At 66.4% G+C, this 17,190-nt stretch carries 17 protein-coding genes; 10 read left to right on the top strand and 7 right to left on the bottom strand.

Translation table 11 applies throughout. From position 1 onward, the window contains the following. Positions 1–6: 6 nt before the first annotated feature. From purM to C8J42_RS08845, 4 genes are read left to right on the top strand one after another with little or no spacing between them, the layout of a single operon-like run. Positions 7–1,122, top strand: a complete 1,116-nt coding sequence (purM, locus tag C8J42_RS08860) for a phosphoribosylformylglycinamidine cyclo-ligase (RefSeq protein ID WP_133019695.1) — start codon at positions 7–9, stop codon at positions 1,120–1,122. Then, positions 1,115–1,687 carry a phosphoribosylglycinamide formyltransferase gene (purN, locus tag C8J42_RS08855; protein WP_133019694.1) on the top strand — a complete coding sequence of 191 codons (573 nt, stop codon included), beginning with the start codon at positions 1,115–1,117 and terminating at the stop codon, positions 1,685–1,687. Before purM ends, purN begins: the two co-directional genes overlap by 8 nt. Then, on the top strand, positions 1,684–2,049 hold the full coding sequence (locus C8J42_RS08850) for an MmcQ/YjbR family DNA-binding protein (RefSeq protein ID WP_133019693.1): 366 nt from the start codon (positions 1,684–1,686) through the stop codon (positions 2,047–2,049). The genes purN and C8J42_RS08850 overlap by 4 nt, the downstream gene beginning before the upstream one ends. Continuing rightward, complete coding sequence (locus C8J42_RS08845) at positions 2,046–2,651, top strand: hypothetical protein (protein ID WP_133019692.1); 606 nt, start codon at positions 2,046–2,048, stop codon at positions 2,649–2,651. Before C8J42_RS08850 ends, C8J42_RS08845 begins: the two co-directional genes overlap by 4 nt. Before the next feature lie 163 nt (positions 2,652–2,814). Here the strand turns inward: C8J42_RS08845 and C8J42_RS08840 are convergent, their stop codons facing one another. The 4 genes from C8J42_RS08840 to C8J42_RS08825 all read right to left on the bottom strand — a co-directional run bounded on the left by C8J42_RS08840 (position 2,815) and on the right by C8J42_RS08825 (position 5,866). After that, entirely contained in the window at positions 2,815–3,333 is a 519-nt protein-coding gene (locus C8J42_RS08840; RefSeq protein ID WP_133019691.1) for a GNAT family N-acetyltransferase, read from the bottom strand. After that, positions 3,333–3,755, bottom strand: coding sequence for a nucleoside-diphosphate kinase (ndk, locus tag C8J42_RS08835; protein WP_056058698.1), 423 nt, complete (start codon positions 3,753–3,755; stop codon positions 3,333–3,335). The genes C8J42_RS08840 and ndk overlap by 1 nt, the downstream gene beginning before the upstream one ends. Positions 3,756–3,827: 72 nt before the next feature. Further along, complete coding sequence (locus tag C8J42_RS08830; RefSeq protein ID WP_056058696.1) at positions 3,828–4,274, bottom strand: DNA polymerase III subunit chi; 447 nt, start codon at positions 4,272–4,274, stop codon at positions 3,828–3,830. A gap of 116 nt (positions 4,275–4,390) precedes the next feature. Continuing rightward, positions 4,391–5,866 carry a leucyl aminopeptidase gene (locus tag C8J42_RS08825; RefSeq protein ID WP_133019690.1) on the bottom strand — a complete coding sequence of 492 codons (1,476 nt, stop codon included), beginning with the start codon at positions 5,864–5,866 and terminating at the stop codon, positions 4,391–4,393. 138 nt (positions 5,867–6,004) lie between these two features. Here C8J42_RS08825 and lptD point away from each other — a divergent pair, with 138 nt between their 5' ends. From lptD to rsmA, 4 genes are all read left to right on the top strand, one after another. Continuing rightward, positions 6,005–8,317 carry an LPS assembly protein LptD gene (gene lptD / locus C8J42_RS08820; RefSeq protein WP_133019689.1) on the top strand — a complete coding sequence of 771 codons (2,313 nt, stop codon included), beginning with the start codon at positions 6,005–6,007 and terminating at the stop codon, positions 8,315–8,317. A gap of 97 nt (positions 8,318–8,414) precedes the next feature. Continuing rightward, on the top strand, positions 8,415–9,887 hold the full coding sequence (locus C8J42_RS08815) for a peptidylprolyl isomerase (protein WP_243644212.1): 1,473 nt from the start codon (positions 8,415–8,417) through the stop codon (positions 9,885–9,887). A 7-nt stretch (positions 9,888–9,894) separates the two neighbouring features. Beyond that, positions 9,895–10,902: a 4-hydroxythreonine-4-phosphate dehydrogenase PdxA gene (gene pdxA / locus C8J42_RS08810; protein ID WP_133019688.1), complete on the top strand. Its 1,008-nt coding sequence runs from the start codon at positions 9,895–9,897 to the stop codon at positions 10,900–10,902. Between the two features lie 11 nt (positions 10,903–10,913). Further along, entirely contained in the window at positions 10,914–11,729 is an 816-nt protein-coding gene (gene rsmA, locus C8J42_RS08805; protein ID WP_133019687.1) for a 16S rRNA (adenine(1518)-N(6)/adenine(1519)-N(6))-dimethyltransferase RsmA, read from the top strand. Positions 11,730–11,848: 119 nt separating this feature from the next. Here the strand turns inward: rsmA and C8J42_RS08800 are convergent, their stop codons facing one another. The 3 genes from C8J42_RS08800 to guaB form a co-directional block, all read right to left on the bottom strand. After that, positions 11,849–12,349: a tetratricopeptide repeat protein gene (locus C8J42_RS08800; RefSeq protein WP_183037968.1), complete on the bottom strand. Its 501-nt coding sequence runs from the start codon at positions 12,347–12,349 to the stop codon at positions 11,849–11,851. A 56-nt stretch (positions 12,350–12,405) separates the two neighbouring features. After that, positions 12,406–13,593: an RsmB/NOP family class I SAM-dependent RNA methyltransferase gene (locus C8J42_RS08795; RefSeq protein WP_120300216.1), complete on the bottom strand. Its 1,188-nt coding sequence runs from the start codon at positions 13,591–13,593 to the stop codon at positions 12,406–12,408. A gap of 466 nt (positions 13,594–14,059) precedes the next feature. Beyond that, positions 14,060–15,517 (bottom strand): IMP dehydrogenase, encoded by a 1,458-nt coding sequence (guaB, locus tag C8J42_RS08790; protein ID WP_056048837.1) that lies wholly within the window; start codon positions 15,515–15,517, stop codon positions 14,060–14,062. Positions 15,518–15,636: 119 nt separating this feature from the next. Here guaB and C8J42_RS08785 point away from each other — a divergent pair, with 119 nt between their 5' ends. Both C8J42_RS08785 and C8J42_RS08780 read left to right on the top strand, forming a co-directional pair. Beyond that, on the top strand, positions 15,637–16,623 hold the full coding sequence (locus tag C8J42_RS08785; RefSeq protein ID WP_133019686.1) for an SPFH domain-containing protein: 987 nt from the start codon (positions 15,637–15,639) through the stop codon (positions 16,621–16,623). Further along, on the top strand, positions 16,623–17,096 hold the full coding sequence (locus C8J42_RS08780; protein ID WP_133019685.1) for an NfeD family protein: 474 nt from the start codon (positions 16,623–16,625) through the stop codon (positions 17,094–17,096). Before C8J42_RS08785 ends, C8J42_RS08780 begins: the two co-directional genes overlap by 1 nt. Positions 17,097–17,190 lie beyond the last annotated feature (94 nt).

The following is a 17,190-nucleotide window of genomic DNA, read 5'->3' as shown; positions in this document are numbered from 1 at the left end:
CCGATCATGACCGATACGCCAGACTCCGCCGCTCCCGCTTCGGGCCCTTACACCTACGCTCAGGCGGGTGTTTCGATCGCCGCGGGCAACGCGCTGGTGCGGGCGATCGCCCCACTCGCGCGCTCGACGCGGCGGCCGGGGGCGGACGCCGATCTCGGCGGCTTCGGCGGGATGTTCGACCTGAAGGCTGCGGGGTTCGTCGATCCTCTGCTGGTCGCCGCGAACGATGGCGTCGGCACCAAGCTGAAGCTCGCGATCGAATGGGACCGGCATGAAGGCGTCGGCGTCGATCTCGTCGCGATGTGCGTCAACGACCTGATCGTGCAGGGTGCCGAGCCGCTGTTCTTCCTCGATTATTACGCGAGCGGGAAGCTCGATGCCGCGGTTGCAGAGCGCGTCGTCGCCTCGATCGCGGAAGGGTGCAAGACCGCCGGTTGTGCGCTGATCGGGGGCGAGACCGCCGAGATGCCGGGCATGTATGCGGACGGCGATTACGACTTGGCGGGCTTCTGCGTTGGGGCGGTCGAGCGGACCAACGTGCTGACCGCGCGCGAGATCGCGGCGGGCGACGTGATGCTCGGGCTAGCGTCGTCGGGCGTGCATTCGAACGGGTTCTCGCTGGTGCGCCGGCTGGCTACCGATCGCGGCTGGAAGCTCGATCGTCCTGCGCTGTTCGACCAGGATCGGTTGCTTATCGATCACCTGATGGCGCCGACTCGCATCTACGTCGCGAGCCTGCTGCCGTTGCTGCGCGAGCGGAAGATCAAGGGACTGGCGCATATCACCGGCGGTGGCCTGCTCGAGAATATTCCGCGCGTGCTGCCCGACGGCGTGCATGCGGTGGTCGATGCGGATGCATGGGCGCAGTCGCGGTTGATGGCCTTCCTGCAGGCGCAGGGCGCGATCGAGCCGGAGGAGATGGCGCGGACGTTCAACTGCGGGATCGGCATGGTCGTAATCGTGAGTGCGGACGAGGCCGCGGCGGTGACCGCTTCGCTCGAAGCGGCGAACGAGACGGTGTTCACGATCGGGCGGATCGAGGCGGGCACACATGGCTGCACGGTTCGTGGGTCGGCGGGTACGTGGAGCGCGCGCGAGGACTGGACCGCGACGCATGGCTGACAAGACGCGCGTCGGCGTGCTGATCTCCGGGCGCGGATCGAATATGATGGCGCTCGTCGGCGCATCGCACGCGGCGGAGTGTCCGTACGAGATCGCTCTGGTCGCTTCGGACAAGCCGGACGCGGCGGGGCTCGAATGGGCGCGGTCGGAAGGGGTGGCGACGTTCGCGCTGTCACCGAAGGGTCTGGGGAAGCCGGCCTATGAGGCAGCGATCGATGCGGCGCTGTGCGAGGCTGGCGTCGAGGTCGTTGCACTCGCCGGGTATATGCGACTGCTGTCCGACGGGTTCGTCGCGGCGTGGCCGGACCGGATTGTCAACATCCACCCGTCGCTGCTGCCCAAGTACAAGGGGCTCGACACGCATGCGCGGGCGATCGCGGCAGGGGATGCGGTCGGCGGGTGCTCGGTGCATGTCGTGACCGAGGAACTCGATGGCGGCGTGGTGCTGGGCCAGGCCGAGGTACCTATCCTTCCCGGCGACGATGCGGATGCGCTTGCGGTTCGCGTGCTGGCGGCGGAACATGCGTTATACCCTAAGACCTTGGCGGAGTTCGTGACGCGATGACCGATCTGTCCCCCCTCGACCGCATTCGCGCGGCGGCGCTGGCGTTGCCCGAGACCGAGGAGAAGGTTTCACACGGCCAGCCAACCTTCTTCGTGGCCGACAAGCAGTTCGCGCAGTTTCGGGCGGATCATCACGGCGATGGACTGACAATGGTGTGCGTGAAGACCAGTGGCACGGATGAACAGACGACGCTGATCGAGGCGGACCCGGCCGTATATTCGCGGCCGGCGTATCTCGGTGCGACCGGTTGGGTCGGGATGAATGTCGCCGACGATCCGGACTGGGCCTTGGTCGAGGACCGGATTGCGCGGAGTTGGGAACTGGCGGCTCCTGCCCGGCTGCTGGAGGCTGGTGGGCGATGAGCACCCAGACTCCGACCGAACGGCGCGAGGCTGCGGCGACGCGGCGGCGTTGGGTGACGCTGGCCGAGGTCGTGGCCGTTGCGGGTGTGCTGATCGCGGCGCTGACGTTGTGGACCAACTGGTCGGATCACCGTGCGAACGAGGCCGACAAGATCGCGGCACAGTCGAGTGCGGCGCGCGAGCGGACGAAGATCGACCTCGCGGCGATCGTGCAGGATGGCGGCGACACGCTGTTGCTGAAGGACGCGCGACATGATCTTCAGGACGTGACGATCACGTTCCCACGCGCGCTTGGCGTCTCGCCGCAGCGGCCGCCGGCGGAACCGGTCATCGATGGGTCGTGGTTTTCGGCACCGTTGCTGAAGCTTACCGACGGTGGCCCGGACGATCGTGCGGGGCGGTTGCCGGTGCTGGTCAGCGTGCAGTATTTCGATGGGGATACGACGCGGTCGGCGAGCGGGATCTACGATGTGATCTGGAAGACCGAGGGGCGGATGCTGCGCGGTCGTGCGCTGAAGCTTGAGGGCTTGCGGGTTCGGCAGCGTGGTGGCGATCAGGCGAAGCTTGATGCGATCTGGGCGAAAGAGAAGCCGGCGGCGTGATTGCCTACCTCTAAACGGCACCACCCCGGCGGAGGCCGGGGTCCAATTGGGGAACGTTGCTAATGGAGGGCAGCGTTCTGTTACTGCGACCTTTCCAATTGGGCCCCGGCCTTCGCCGGGGTGGTAGCGCTGCTATGAGGTACGGCGCCTTCGCCGGGGGAATTTACACCGCTCGCGCGTAGACCGGGTCGTCGTGGAGGGTGGTGCCGACCATGAACTGGCGGGCGCCGATCACCTCAAATCCTTGCCGTTCATAGAAGGCTCGGGCGCGGGTGTTCTGGTCCCATACGCCTAGCAGGACGCGGGTTCGGCTCGCCGCTACGGCGTCTTCGAGTGCGCGGGCCAATAGCGCAGCACCCAGCCCAGAGCCCTGAGCCTGCTTCATAAGATAGATGCGGCGGAGTTCGATGTCCGCGGGGCCGGGCTCGATCGGGAAGTCCGGCGCGGTCAACACCGTGTAGCCGATCGGCGCGTTGCCGGGCTCGTACTCGGCCAGCGTCACGATCGTCGCGGGATCGCCCAGCCAGGTCTCGAACGCGGCGATGCTGTTCTTTATCGTGCAGTGGGCGACGATGTCGGCGCCTGACAGCACGGTCGCATAGGTATCGAGGAACGTGGCGGATGCGACGAGCGACAGCGCGGGCGCATCGCCCGGCTCAGCCCGTCGCAGCCGCCAGGTCATCAGCCGACGATTTCTTCGGGCTTGAAGAAGTACGCGATCTCGATCTCGGCGTTCTCGTCCGAGTCCGAACCGTGGACCGAGTTGGCTTCGATCGACTCGGCGAGTTCCTTGCGGATCGTGCCGGCGTCGGCGTTGGCGGGGTTGGTGGCGCCCATGATGTCGCGGTTGCGCTGCATCGCGTTCTCGCCTTCGAGAACCTGGACGACGACAGGCCCTGAGATCATGAACGAGACGAGCTCACCGAAGAACGGACGTTCCTTGTGGACCGCGTAGAAGCCTTCGGCCTGCTCGCGGGTCATCTGGATGCGCTTCGAAGCGACGACGCGCAGGCCGGCTTCCTCGAGCATCTTGGTGACCGCACCGGTCAGGTTGCGGCGGGTTGCGTCGGGCTTGATGATCGAAAAGGTACGGTTCGCGGCCATGATGGTCACGGGCTCCTGTGTTGACGGTAATCGGATGCGCGGCGCTTAGGCGGGGGACGCGGCTAAAGCAACCTATGCGGCCTGTTCCCAGCGGCCGGAGTCGTTCTGCTTCCAGTAGCGGCGTTCGATGCCGTCGCGGTCGGCGAGCGCCTTCCAGGCTAGGCGGGATTCGCGGATGGCTTCGTCGTCGAAGATGTGGAAGGCACGGTCAAAGGTTAGGATAAGGTCACGCCAACGTCCGTCTACCACCGCGACGTTGCGGGCGGTATTGGCGGGGGCGGTTTCCTGAATATCCTGAGCGATTAGAATGGGTTGTGCGGCATCATCGTTGCTGCCGGCCTGGGCGTGGGGGAGGAAGCTCTCGGGAGCGTAGGACCAGAGGAGACGGTCGAGCGCGACACGCTGTTCTTCGGGTTCGGCGACGATCAGTAGGCGGCCGCCGGTTTGGACGACGCGCTCGGCGATGCGTGGGAGGACGCGGTCGAGGGGGCTGGTTAGGTGGTAGAAATCGACCTGCATGCTTACTCCCCTTCCGCTTGCGGGAGGGGTCGGGGGAGGGCTTTGCCTCGCTCGACGCCGCTCGCGGTTGGCCCCTCCCCTAACCCCTCCCGCAAGCGGAAGGGGAATTCTTGGCCTCAGCCCTCAAAATTGTCCGCTACGAACTGGTCGAGCAGGCGCACGCCGTAACCCGTAGCGCCCTTGTCGTGGTTGGTGCCGGGCTTGTCGGACCAGACCATGCCGGCGATGTCGAGATGCGCCCACTTCACGCCCTCGTCGACGAAGCGCTTGATGAACTGTGCCGCGGTGATCGAGCCGGCGCCGCGGGGGCCGACGTTCTTCATGTCGGCGATCGGCGAGTCGATCAGCTTGTCGTAGGCGGGCGACAGCGGGAAACGCCAGAGCGTGTCGCCTGTGGTCTTGCCCGCTGCGATCAGCTGGTCGGCGAGCGCGTCGTCGTTGGCGAAGATGCCGCCATTCTCGGTGCCGAGCGCGACGATCATCGCACCGGTGAGCGTCGCGAGATCGACGATCGTGGTCGGCTTGTGCGCCTGCTGCACCCAGGTGACGCAATCGCACAGCACGAGGCGACCCTCGGCGTCGGTGTTGAGCACTTCGATCGTCTGACCGGACATGGAGGTGATGACGTCGCTCGGACGCAGCGCCGCGCCGTCGGGCATGTTCTCGACCAGGCCCATCACGCCAACGACGTTCGCCTTGGCCTTGCGGCTGGCGAGCGCCTTCATCGCGCCGGCGACGGCGCCTGCGCCGCCCATGTCCCACTTCATGTCTTCCATGCCCGCGCCGGGCTTGATCGAGATGCCGCCCGAATCGAACGTCACGCCCTTGCCGACGAACGCGAGCGTCGGCGCATCGGCCCCTGCCCCGTTCCACTTCAGCGCGAGGATGCGCGCTTCACGCCGCGAACCCTGGCTGACGCCAAGCAGCGAGCCCATGCCGAGTTCGGTCATCTGCGCCTCGTCGAGCACGGTGATCTCAAGCCCGAGACCCTCGACGTCCTTCGTCACCTTCTCGACGAAGCTCTCGGGGTAGACGACGTTCGGCGGCGACGTGACCAGCCAGCGCGTCAGGTCGAGACCGCCGGTAACCGCAGCCGCTTCCTCCCATGCTGCATCGGTGCCGTCGGGAGCGCCGGCGATGGTGATCTCGGTCAGCGTGGGCTTCGACTTCTCGGCCAGCTTGGTGCGGTACGTGTCGTAACGCCATGCGCGCTGCGCGGCGGCGGCGGCGAAGTGCGCGGCGGCCTTAGGCGTCGGCGTGGCGCCGGCCGACAAGTCTGCGACGACCGACGTTGCACCCGAGGTAAGCAGACGTGCGGTGATCGCACCGCCGGCCTTCTCCCAATCAGCGATCTCGCCGGCACCGAATCCGACGAGCAGGAGCTGGCGAACCGCGCCGTCGACCGGCACGAATAGCTCGACGACCGAGCCTGCCTCGCCTGCAAAGCGTGCCGCAGTCGCTGCGCTGGTCGCCACTGCCTCGACATCCCCGCCGATCGCGCTCCACTTGATCTTGGCCACGCCGTCCTTTGCAACGGGGACGGCGAGGATCGGGGCGTTGGCGGGAACGGTCGGGGCGAAGACGATCTGCATGAAGAAACCTCGGGGAGCTTTTGAACGATAGGATGGGCTTGGCCCTAAGTTGATGCCGCGGGCTTGGCAAAGCAAGGTGGCGGCCTGTCATCTCACGGCGATTGCAGCGAAGCGCCGGTGGTGCGATAGGCGAGCGATATGGCGGCAAACGGCTGCCCAGTGCCAAAGGGGTTGGTTCGGATCGTGTTGCGTATCGACCTTTTGACGGGTTGCGCCCTTTCGCTCGCGTTGGCGACCGGGATCGCGGCTGCGCCAGCCCAGGCCCAAGATTTTCAGAACCGCCCAGTCGCGCCTCCGGTGCAGGACCCGCCGGTCGCCAATGCGTCGACCGCGACGCCCGCCGAAGATCAGGTGCAGTTCAGTTCCACCGCGCTGGAGTACAACACCAACACCGATATCGTCACCGCGACGGGTGAAGTCCGGATGTTCCGGCAGGGCAGCCGGCTTCGCGCCGACAAGGTCGTCTGGAACCGCAAGACCGGCAAGGTCGTCGCGACCGGCAACATCGCGGTCACCAATCCCGAAGGCGACATCGCTTACGGCGACGAGATCAACCTCACCGATTCGCTCAAGGACGGCGTGGTCGACAACATGCTCGTCGTGCTCGAACAAGGCGGACGGCTCGCGGCCCAGCAGGGCACGCGCGACGCGGACGGCACGGTCAATTTGAAGACCGCCGCCTACACGCCGTGCAGCGTCACCAACACCGCCGGTTGTCCCAAGGAACCGACGTGGAAGATCACCGCGGTCCGCGTCACCTATCGCCCCGAGCGGCAGAGGATCTTCTACAAGGGCGCGCGGCTGCACCTGTTCGGCCTGCCGAGCCTGCCGCTTCCCGAGTTCTCGAACCCGGTCGGTGGCGGCAGCGACAGTGGCTTGCTCTCGCCCAACGGCGGCTATAGCCGCGTCAACGGCGTCGAAGTCAGCGTCCCCTATTACTGGAAGCTCGCCCCGAACCAAGGGCTGGTCATCACGCCGCACATCTACAGCAGCGTGCTACCGATGGCGCAGGTCGATTATTCCGCGCTCAATTCGAAGGGTGCGTTCAAGGTCCGCGCCTATGCGACCGAAAGCCGGCGCAGTGACGACCTGACGACCGCCACCCCGACCGACACCAGCATGGCGTTTCGCGGCTATATCGACGGGATGGCACGCTATCAGCTGACGCCGAACTGGACCGCGAGCGGGTCGCTCCGCCTGACGACCGACCGCACGTTCCTGCGCCGCTACGACATTTCGCGCGACGACCGGTTGCGCACCACCGCGAGCCTCGAGCGGATCGATGACAGCAGCTACTTTTCGCTGGCCGGCTGGTACGCGCAGACGTTGCGCGTCAACGACAGGCAGGGGGACCAGCCGATCGCGCTGCCCGAGATCGACTATCGCAAGCGGTTCGACGACGGCCTCGTCGGTGGCCGGTTCCAGCTCCAGTTGAACACGCTGGCGTTGACCCGCACCGATGGCCAGGACACGCAGCGCGCGTTCGCGAGCCTGCAATGGGATCTGCGCCGCTTCACGAACTGGGGCCAGGAGGTCACGTTCACCGCGTTCGCACGGGGCGATCTGTATAACAGCAACGAGATCGATAAGACGCTCATCGAGACCTATCGGGGGTTTGGCGGCTTTCGCCAGCGTGCCATCGGTGCGGCTGCGGTCGATGTGAAATGGCCGTTCATCGGTACGTTCCTCGGCGGTACGCAGCGCTTTACGCCGCAGGTGCAGTTCGTCGCAGCACCGAAGGTCGCCAATCTTTCGTTGCCGAACGAGGATTCGCGGGCCGTCGACCTGGACGACACCAACCTGTTCTCGCTCAACCGGTTCGCCGGCTATGACCGGTTCGAGGATTCGTCGCGCGTCACCTATGGTGGCGAATGGGCGCTCGACCTGCCGGGAATCGCGTTCACCACCAACGTCGGCCAGAGCTATCGCGTCGACAAGCGGCCGACCATCCTGCCGGACGGTACCGGGCTCAGCGACCGGTTTTCCGACATCGTCGGGCGCAGCGAGCTTCGGTTCCGCGACTTCGTGTCGATCGTCCATCGCTACCGGCTCGACAAGGATGGCTTTGCGATCCGCCGCAACGAGCTGGACGCGACGATCGGCTCGCGCGCGACCTATGTTCTAGTCGGGTATCTCAAGCTCAACCGCAACATCGATGCATCGATCGAGGATCTGCGCGACCGCGAGGAAGTCCGCGTTGCCGGCCGGGTGCAGTTCGCGCGGTTCTGGTCGGCGTTCGGTTCGGGCGTGGTCGATCTCACCAACGCATCGGAGGATCCTCTGTCCCGCAGCGATGGCTTCACGCCGATCCGCCACCGGCTGGGCGTACAGTATGAAGACGACTGTCTGCGTCTCGGCGGAACGTGGCGGCGGACGTACAACGACACCGGTGACGCGCGTAAGGGCAACAGCTTCCTGTTGACGCTGGCCTTCACCAACCTCGGCCGCTAAGCCCGCGTTCAGCTACTTTGAGGCAAACGTCGCCGGATATGCGCCGCCATGGCAATGACGGTGCGGATTACGGCGTGCGATGATGGGATACCGACACTTGAAGCATGATGTTCGAATGGCGGCGCGTGGCGGCCGTGTGATCGGTTCTGTGGTTCTGGCTGCGCTGGCAGCAGGCGCGATCGCTCAGGCGGTGCCCCCCAAGGCCGCGCAGGGCAAACGCGGCGCGCGCCCTGCGCCGACCCAGCCGGCTCAGGGGCAACCGGCCCAGGCCCAGCCGGCGCCCTCGGCTCCGGGACAGACCGTCCAGGACCAGAGCGTGCCGGACAATACCGGTCTCGACATCCCGACCAACCTCCAGATCTTCGGCAAGGTCGACCCCAACGTCCGTAAGCCGACCGCGATCGTCAACGATACCGTCATCACCGGCACCGACGTCGACCAGCGCGTCGCCCTGGTGGCAATGGCGAACGAGGCGAAGCTGTCGCCCGAAGATCGCGAGCGGCTTAAGTTGCAGGTCCTGCGCCAGTTGATCGACGAGACGCTCCAAATTCAGGAAGCAAAGACCGCCGACATCACGATTACACCGGCCGAGCTGACGCAGAGCTATGATGGCGTGTCGAAGCGCTTCAATCGTACGCCGGTCGCGATGCGCGCGTATCTGCGCGAATCCGGATCGTCCGAGCGGTCGCTGAAGCGCCAGATCGAGGGCGAGTTGGCGTGGCAGCGCTATCTGCGTCGCCGCGTCGAGCCGTTCGTCAACGTCGGCGACGAGGAGGTGAAGTCGATCATCGATCGTCTCCAGGCGGCCAAGGGCACTGACGAGTTCAACCTCAAGGAAATCTATCTCGCGGCGACCCCGGCGAACAGCCAGCAGGTCTATGCGAACGCCAAGCAGATCCTGCAGGAAATCCAGAAGGGCGCGCAGCCGTTCGAATATTACGCGCGACAGTTCTCCGAAGCGTCGACGCGTGCGGTCGGTGGCGATCTTGGGTGGATCCGTGCGGCGACGCTGCCGGGGCAGTTGGCTGAGGCGGCTACGACGATGCAGGTCGGCCAGGTTGCCGGACCGATCGAGGTCTCGGGCGGCTATTCGATCCTGTATCTGACCGACAAGCGCCAGGTTCTGACCGCCGATCCGCGTGATGCGAAGCTCAGCCTGAAGCAGCTGACGTTGCGCTTCCCGCCCAACACCAACCAGGCGCAGGCTTCGGCGCGTGCGCAGGCCTTCGCCAAGGCGACGCAGGAGTTGCGTGGCTGTGGCACGGTCGAGAAGGTCGCTGCCGGAATTGGTGCCGACGTGGTCGACAACGACACGGTCCGAATCCGCGACCTGCCGCCGCAGCTGCAGGAAGTGATGCTGAAGCTTCAGGTCGGCGAGTCGAGCCCGCCATTCGGGTCCGCGGAGCAGGGCGTTCGCGCGCTCGTGCTGTGCGGTCGCGACGAGGCGGCTGGGGGTTCGGTGCCGAACTCCGAGCAGATCCAGGGCCAGCTCGAGCAGCAGCGCGTCAATCTGCGCGCCCAGCAGAAGCTCCGCGATCTGCGGCGCGACGCCGTGGTGGAATATCGGTGATCGGATCGTGAGCCGCATCTCGCCGCTGGCGGTGTCGATGGGCGATCCCGCGGGGATCGGGCCCGAGATCATCGCCAAGGCGTGGGATGCGCGCGAGACTCATGGCTTGCCGCCGTTCGTCGCGGTGGGCGATGCGCGGGCGATCGAGCGGGTCTGGGCCGGCCCGATTGAACGGATTGCCGATCTGAGCGCGGCGACAGCGGTTTTCGGCGAGGCGTTGCCCGTGCTGACGGTGGGCGACGCGGGTGCGATCGTACCGGGCGAGCCTGACGCGGACGGGGCGCGGTGCGCGCTGCATTCACTGGAGCTGGCTGTCGGTCTCGTTCGTACCGGCGCGGCGCGTGCGCTGGTGACCGGGCCGGTGTCCAAGTCGCAGCTGTACGCCATCGGCTTCACGCATCCGGGGCAGACCGAGTTCGTCGCCGAGCGCTACGGGGTTGCGGGCGATAATGCTGTGATGATGCTGGCGGGACCGTCGCTGAAGGTGGTGCCGATCACGACCCACGTGCCGTTGAAGGACGTTTCGGCTTTGCTGACGGTCGAACTGATCGTCGCCAAGGCTCGCGCGACTGCCCGCGGGCTGCTGCGGAACTTCGGGATCGAGAATCCGCGGCTGGCCTTTGCCGGCTTCAATCCGCATGCGGGTGAACAGGGTGCGCTCGGGCGCGAGGAGATCGAGATCATCGCGCCGGCGATCGCGATCCTTCGCGAGGAAGGCATCGATGCGACCGGGCCGTTCGCGGCGGACACGATGTTCCATCCGCGGGCGCGGGCGACCTATGACGTCGTCATGTGCTGTTATCACGATCAGGCGCTGGTGCCGTTGAAGACGATCCATTTCGACGAAGGCGTGAACATGACGCTGGGCCTGCCGATCGTGCGGACCTCGCCCGATCATGGCACGGCGTTCGCGATCGCGGGCAAGAATCTGGCCGAGCCCGGTGCTATGATCGCGGCGATCGCGATGGCGGGCGAAGCGGCGGACCGGCGCGCGCAGACCGCTGCCCAGTCGTGAGCGAGGCTGCATTGACGGAGCTTCCCCCGCTGCGCGAGGTGATCGCGCGCTATGGACTGAATGCGAGCAAGGCGCTTGGGCAGAACTTCCTGTTCGACGGGCAGTTGTTGAAGCGGATCGCGGCGGTGCCGGGTGACCTTCAGGATGCCGAGGTGCTCGAAGTGGGTCCCGGTCCCGGTGGCCTGACGCGCGCGCTGCTCGCGGCGGGTGCGCGCGTGACGGCGATCGAGCGTGACCGGCGGTGTATCCCTGCGCTGGCAGAGCTTGGTGAGGCCTATCCGGGGCGGCTGCGGGTCATCGAGGGCGACGCGATGGAAGTCGACGCGCCCGCGTTGTTCGAGGGCAAGCCGCATATCGTCTCGAACCTGCCGTACAACATCGGCACTGCGCTACTGGTCGGGTGGCTGTCGACGTCGTGGTTGCCGTGGTGGCAGTCGTGCACGCTGATGTTCCAGAAGGAAGTCGCCGAGCGGATCGTCGCGAGGACCAACGACGATCATTATGGGCGGCTCGCGGTGCTGGCGCAGTGGCGCTCGACCGCGCGGATCGCGATGCCGGTGCACCGGTCGGCGTTCACGCCGCCGCCGAAGGTGATGTCGGCGGTGGTGCATCTGGTGCCGGTGGAAGCGCCGGAGGGTGTGAACTTCGCGGTTTTGGAGCGACTGACGGGCGCGGCTTTTGGCCAGCGGCGAAAGATGTTGCGGCAGAGCCTGAAGGGGGTTCCGGGGGCGCTCGATGCGCTGGAGCGGATCGGGGTCGAGGCTACGCGGCGGGCTGAGACGCTGTCGGTCGCGGATTTTACGGCGTTGGCGAAGGCGGTCGGCTGATCTTCCCCCCTCCCTAGAAGGGAGGGGCCGGGGGTGGGTCGGTTTCAGTATGAGGTGACGGTAGCGACCAGAGCTGGCCTACCCACCCCCAACCCCTCCCTTTCAGGGAGGGGAGCGCTTCAGTCCTTGGCGGCTACTGGGGTCTTCTCGACCTGCGCCGTCGCGATCGGCGGACCTTTCGCGATCACCGCCGCGAGTTGCGTCGCTTCCGGGCACACGCCCTTGCAGAGCGTACGGATCTTCACGAGATTGTCCTTCGCGCGGACTACGGCGCCCTTGGCGACCAGTGCCTCGCCCTGCCCCTTCAACGCCGCGACGTCGTTCGGCTCTAGCAGCAGGGCTTCGCGGTACAAGCGGATCGCCTTGCCTGGCAAGTCACGCGTTTCCGCGACGCGCGCGAGCAACAGGAACGCCGCACGATTGCGCGGATCGACCGCTACCGACGTTTCGAGCACATCCGTGGCACCGTCTAGATTACCAGCCGCGACCAGCGAACGACCCTGCGCCAACAACTGCATCGAACGCGCGTCAATCTGGGCGTCGGGGCGTTGGCCGCTGAGCGACGTCGAGACACATACCACGGTCAGCGCGGCGGCAAGGGCAACGGACGAAAAACGCATCATCGTCTCCAGGCGGGATACAGGTTTGGCCGTGAGTTGAGCCATAGATCGGCTGGCTAGCACGCAGCCCGGAGGCGCGCGACAAAAAAGCCGTCGGTGCCGTCGCGGCCGGGTTCGAGGCGAACGCCGTGGCCGTGCTTCGCGCCGGCGGGAAGCGACAGGGCTTCCGTGGTCCAGCCGGGGTGTGCGTTCAGGAACCAAGTGACCTGTTCCGTCCCCTCGGCGTCGAGAAGGGAGCAGACGATGTAGACAAGCGCGCCGCCCGGTTTCACCAGCGTGGCGGCCACGGAGAGCACCTGCTGCTGCGTCGATTGCAGCCGCGAGACGCGGTCGGGGGTGAGCCGCCAGCGCGCCTCGGGATTGCGTCGCCATGTGCCGGTGCCCGAACAGGGGGCGTCGACCAGCACGCTGTCCGCGCGGCCTGCCCATTCGCTCAGCGCCTCGATCTCGCGCGTCGGGTTGAGCAGACGGCTCTCGACGATCGTCGCGCCAGCGCGGGTTGCGCGGGGGGCGAGGCGTGCGAGACGGTTGCGGTCGGTATCGCAGGCGAGGATCACGCCTTCGTTCTTCATGGTCGCGGCGAGTGCGAGCGTCTTGCCGCCAGCGCCGGCGCAGAGATCGACGATGCGTTCGCCGGGTTTGGCCTGCATCGCGAGGCCGACGAGCTGGCTACCTTCGTCCTGCACTTCGAGCGCGCCTTCGTTGAAGAGCGGGAGTGCTTCGACGTTGGTGCCGGTCGGGAGGCGGATGCCGTCGGGGGCGTGGGGGGTGGCTTCGGCTTCGGGGAGCGCGGCGAGGACGGTCGCGCGGTCGGAGATCAACGTGTTGACGCGGAGATCGAGCGTGGCGCGGCCGGCTAGGTCTGTAAGGGCGGCGCCGTCTAGGCCGGAGGCGCGGAGGGCCTTGGACAGCCACTGCGGCGCGACGCCCGCGCGGGCGCGCGGTTCGTCCTTGGCGATCGGCGCGGGCGCATGGGTGGAGCCGTCGAAGGCCGCGGCGACTTCCGGATCGGCGTCGGCGACGAGGAGCATCGCGGTGCGGCCGTTTTCGGGGCGGTCTCCGGCCTTGCGGATTGCGGCGTAGACGAGGTCGCGGACCGCGCGGCGGTCCTTGGAGCCGGCGTAGCGGCGGGTCTGAAAATAGCGCGCGATCAGCGTGTCGGCAGCGGCACCTGACTCGCGGGCGGCAGCGATGATCTGGTCGAGGAGTTCGATCGCGGCCTGGGTGCGTGCTGGGGGAGTCACTTCTGGGCTCCAGCTTGCAGGCAGAGCGGGAGAGTTTGGTACGGAGTGTTCGTCATCATCCCCTCCCCTAGCCCCTCCCGCGCGCGGGAGGGGAATAATTTCGGGGCCTGGGGTAGGTCGTGTGGTTAGCACCCTCCCCCTCCGTCATCCCGGCGGACGCCGGAACCTATGGTTGCGGTTTGGGTTGTGGTGGCGCGCTGTCGCTGGGTCCGCCGTGTCCATGGGTCCCGGCGTTCGCCGGGATGACGGAAAATGGGAGCCGCACAGGAATGTGCGTGCCCCCCCAAGTAGTTGCGGGCTTTAGCCATGATCGCGTTTAGGTTGCCACGCAGCGACGGGCACTACGATCTCCCCTCCCTGTAAGGGAGGGGTTGGGGTGGGTCGGCTCGTTCTAGCCACCTGCAGACGAGCTTGGGCAAACCGCCCCACCCCCGGCCCCTCCCTTCCAGGGAGGGGGGAAGTGTCGTCACCGAGTCGGGTAGTTCGGGGCTTCGCGGGTGATCGTCACGTCGTGGACATGGCTCTCCATGAGCCCCGCACCGGTAATCTGCACGAACTCCGCCCGCGCCTGGAGATCCGGGATCGTCGCGGAGCCGGTATAGCCCATCGCCGCCTTGATGCCGCCGACGAGCTGGTGAACGACATCCCTCGCCGGTCCCTTATACGCGACCTGCCCCTCGATGCCCTCGGGAACCAGCTTCAGCTGATCCTTGATGTCCCCCTGGAAATAGCGGTCCGCCGACCCGCGCCCCATCGCGCCGACCGAACCCATGCCGCGGTACGACTTATACGCCCGCCCCTGGTACAGGAACGTCTCGCCAGGTGCCTCGTCGGTGCCTGCGAGCAGCGAGCCGATCATCACCGTCGAAGCGCCCGCCGCCAGCGCCTTGGCCATGTCGCCCGAGGTGCGGATGCCGCCGTCGGCGATCACCGGCACGCCAGCCTTGTGGCCAGCCTCCGCGCAATCCATCACCGCGGTGAGCTGCGGCACGCCAACACCGGCCACCACCCGCGTGGTGCAGATCGAGCCCGGGCCGATGCCGACCTTGATCCCGTCCGCGCCTGCGCCGATCAGCGCACGCGTTGCTTCGCCGGTGGCGACGTTGCCCGCCACCACCTGCACCGAGTTCGACAGCTTCTTCACGCGCTCGACCGCGCGACCGACGTCGCGGTTGTGGCCGTGCGCGGTGTCGATCACGATCAGGTCGCAGCCGGCGTCGACCAGCTGTTCGGTCCGATCGAAACCCTTGTCGCCGACCGTCGTCGCCGCCGCCACGCGCAGGCGGCCCGCCTCGTCCTTGGTCGCATCCGGGAACATCACCGCCTTCTCGATGTCCTTGACGGTGATCAGGCCGACGCAGCGATACTGCGCGTCGACCACTAGCAGCTTCTCGATGCGGCGGGCGTGGAGCAGGCGACGCGCCTCTTCCTTGCCGACTTCGGTCGAGACGGTGGCGAGGTTCTCGTGTGTCATCAGCTCGCTGACGGGCTGCTTTGGATCGCCCGCGAACCGCACGTCGCGATTGGTGAGGATACCGACAAGCTTGCCGTCCGCCTCGACGACCGGGATGCCGCTGATGCGGTGGCCCGACATGAGGGCCTGCGCCTCGCCGAGCGTCGCGGTCGGCTTGATCGTGATCGGGTTGACCACCATGCCCGACTCGAACCGCTTGACCTGACGGACCGCGATGACCTGCTCCTCGACGGTCAGGTTGCGGTGGAGCACGCCGATGCCGCCGAGCTGTGCCATGACAATGGCCATGTCGGCTTCGGTGACGGTGTCCATCGCGGACGAGAGGATCGGGATGTTGAGCGCGATGCCGCGCGTCAGCTGCGTGCGGGTATCGGCCTGGCTTGGCAGCACGTCCGATTCCCCCGGATACAGGAGGACGTCGTCGAATGTGAGGCCGAGGCGGATATCCATGAGAGCTGCCGTTCCTGGGTGTGAGGTGGCGCGCCATGTAACCAAAGGCGCGGCGTACGGCTAGGCCTGTCCTTCGCGGACGTGCTATAGCGGTGCGATACACGGATGGGGATTGTTCGATGGGCCTGATCGTTGCCGCGCTCCTGCTGGCGCTGGTGCTGCTGTACCTCTTCACCAGCATCAAGATCGTCCACCAAGGCTATCAATACACGATCGAGCATTTCGGCCGCTTCACCACGGTCGCCCGGCCCGGCTTCAATTTCTACCCGGCGTTCTTCTACCGCGTCGGCCGCAAAGTGAACATGATGGAGCAGGTGATCGACATCCCCGGCCAGGAGATCATCACCAAGGACAATGCGATGATCTCGACCGACGGGGTCGTGTTCTTCCAGGTGCTCGACTCGGCCAAGGCGGCGTACGAGGTGTCGGACCTGTACCAGGCGCTCTTGCAGCTCACGACGACGAACCTGCGCACGGTGATGGGGTCGATGGACCTCGACGAGACGCTTTCGAAACGCGACGAGATCAACGCGCGGCTGCTCAACGTGGTCGATCATGCGACGACGCCGTGGGGCGTGAAGATCACGCGCGTCGAGATCAAGGACATCCGTCCGCCGGCGGATATCGTCAACGCGATGGGGCGGCAGATGAAGGCCGAGCGCGAGAAGCGGGCGAACATTCTGGATGCGGAGGGTTCGCGGGCTTCCGAGATTTTGCGGGCCGAGGGGCAGAAGCAGGCGCGTATCCTCGAGTCCGAGGGGCGCAAGGAATCGGCCTTCCGCGATGCCGAGGCGCGCGAGAGGGCGGCTGTGGCGGAGGCTTCGGCGACGCGGGCGGTGTCTCAGGCGATCGAGGAGGGCGGCGCGCAGGCGATCAATTATTTCATCGCGCAGAAATATGTCGAGGCGATCGGCAAGTTCGCGACCTCGCCCAATGCGAAGACGATCCTGTTTCCGGTCGAGGCTACGCAGTTGATGGGGACGCTTGGCGGGATCGGCGAGCTGGCTAAGGATGCGTTGCGGGATGCGACCGCGTCGCCTCCGGCCAAGCCTGCGGGTCGCGGGCCGTTCGAATTGTCTAAGTCGACCGAGGTACCGAAAAGCTGATGGACGCGATCGGGGCGGCTGGCGCTTGGCTGATCGCGGCGCTGGTGCTGGGGATCGCCGAACTGGTGGTGCCGGGCGTGTTCCTGGTGTTTCTCGCGATTGCGGCAGCGGTGACCGGGGTGGCGGTGTTCGTGTTGCCGGACCTGCCGGTGGCTGCGCAACTGGCGGCGTTCGGGGTCTGGAGCGCGGTTGCGGTGCTGATCGGGAAGCGCTGGTACCGGGATTACCCGGTCGAGGGTGGGGATCCGATGTTGAACGATCGGTCTGCTCGGTTGGTCGGTCAGATTGTGGTGGTCGAGGGCGCGATCGTTGGCGGGCGTGGCAGGGTACTGGTGGGCGATGGGAGTTGGCCGGCGCGGGGTGAGGATGCTGAGGTTGGCGCCCGGGTTCGGGTTACTGCGGTTGTCGACGGGGAGGTCGTGGTAGAGCCTCTCTCCCGTCATCCTGACGAAAGTCAGGATCCAGAGCCATGATGCGCAGCGCCCGTTACTCTGGATCCTGACTTTCGTTAGGATGACGGATTGTAGGAAGGAAGACGACGAGCACGCTACGTGTCCTCCACTGCCC

It is taken from the genome of Sphingomonas sp. PP-CE-1A-559 (genome assembly GCF_004340965.1).
Classification (GTDB): Bacteria; Pseudomonadota; Alphaproteobacteria; order Sphingomonadales; family Sphingomonadaceae; genus Sphingomonas.
The sequence above is the reverse complement of the archived record's forward strand: the minus strand, read 5'-3'. Positions and strand labels throughout refer to the sequence as shown.

Excerpts from the sequence above, each read along its gene's own strand:
- purM (WP_133019695.1), top strand. The coding sequence starts at position 7 with ATGACCGATACGCCAGACTCCGCCGCTCCCGCTTCGGGCCCTTACACC.
- purN (WP_133019694.1), top strand. The coding sequence starts at position 1,115 with ATGGCTGACAAGACGCGCGTCGGCGTGCTGATCTCCGGGCGCGGATCG.
- C8J42_RS08850 (WP_133019693.1), top strand. The coding sequence starts at position 1,684 with ATGACCGATCTGTCCCCCCTCGACCGCATTCGCGCGGCGGCGCTGGCG.
- C8J42_RS08845 (WP_133019692.1), top strand. The coding sequence starts at position 2,046 with ATGAGCACCCAGACTCCGACCGAACGGCGCGAGGCTGCGGCGACGCGG.
- C8J42_RS08840 (WP_133019691.1), bottom strand. The coding sequence starts at position 3,333 with ATGACCTGGCGGCTGCGACGGGCTGAGCCGGGCGATGCGCCCGCGCTG.
- ndk (WP_056058698.1), bottom strand. The coding sequence starts at position 3,755 with ATGGCCGCGAACCGTACCTTTTCGATCATCAAGCCCGACGCAACCCGC.
- C8J42_RS08830 (WP_056058696.1), bottom strand. The coding sequence starts at position 4,274 with ATGCAGGTCGATTTCTACCACCTAACCAGCCCCCTCGACCGCGTCCTC.
- C8J42_RS08825 (WP_133019690.1), bottom strand. The coding sequence starts at position 5,866 with ATGCAGATCGTCTTCGCCCCGACCGTTCCCGCCAACGCCCCGATCCTC.
- lptD (WP_133019689.1), top strand. The coding sequence starts at position 6,005 with ATGGCGGCAAACGGCTGCCCAGTGCCAAAGGGGTTGGTTCGGATCGTG.
- C8J42_RS08800 (WP_183037968.1), bottom strand. The coding sequence starts at position 12,349 with ATGCGTTTTTCGTCCGTTGCCCTTGCCGCCGCGCTGACCGTGGTATGT.
- guaB (WP_056048837.1), bottom strand. The coding sequence starts at position 15,517 with ATGGATATCCGCCTCGGCCTCACATTCGACGACGTCCTCCTGTATCCG.
- C8J42_RS08785 (WP_133019686.1), top strand. The coding sequence starts at position 15,637 with ATGGGCCTGATCGTTGCCGCGCTCCTGCTGGCGCTGGTGCTGCTGTAC.
- C8J42_RS08780 (WP_133019685.1), top strand. The coding sequence starts at position 16,623 with ATGGACGCGATCGGGGCGGCTGGCGCTTGGCTGATCGCGGCGCTGGTG.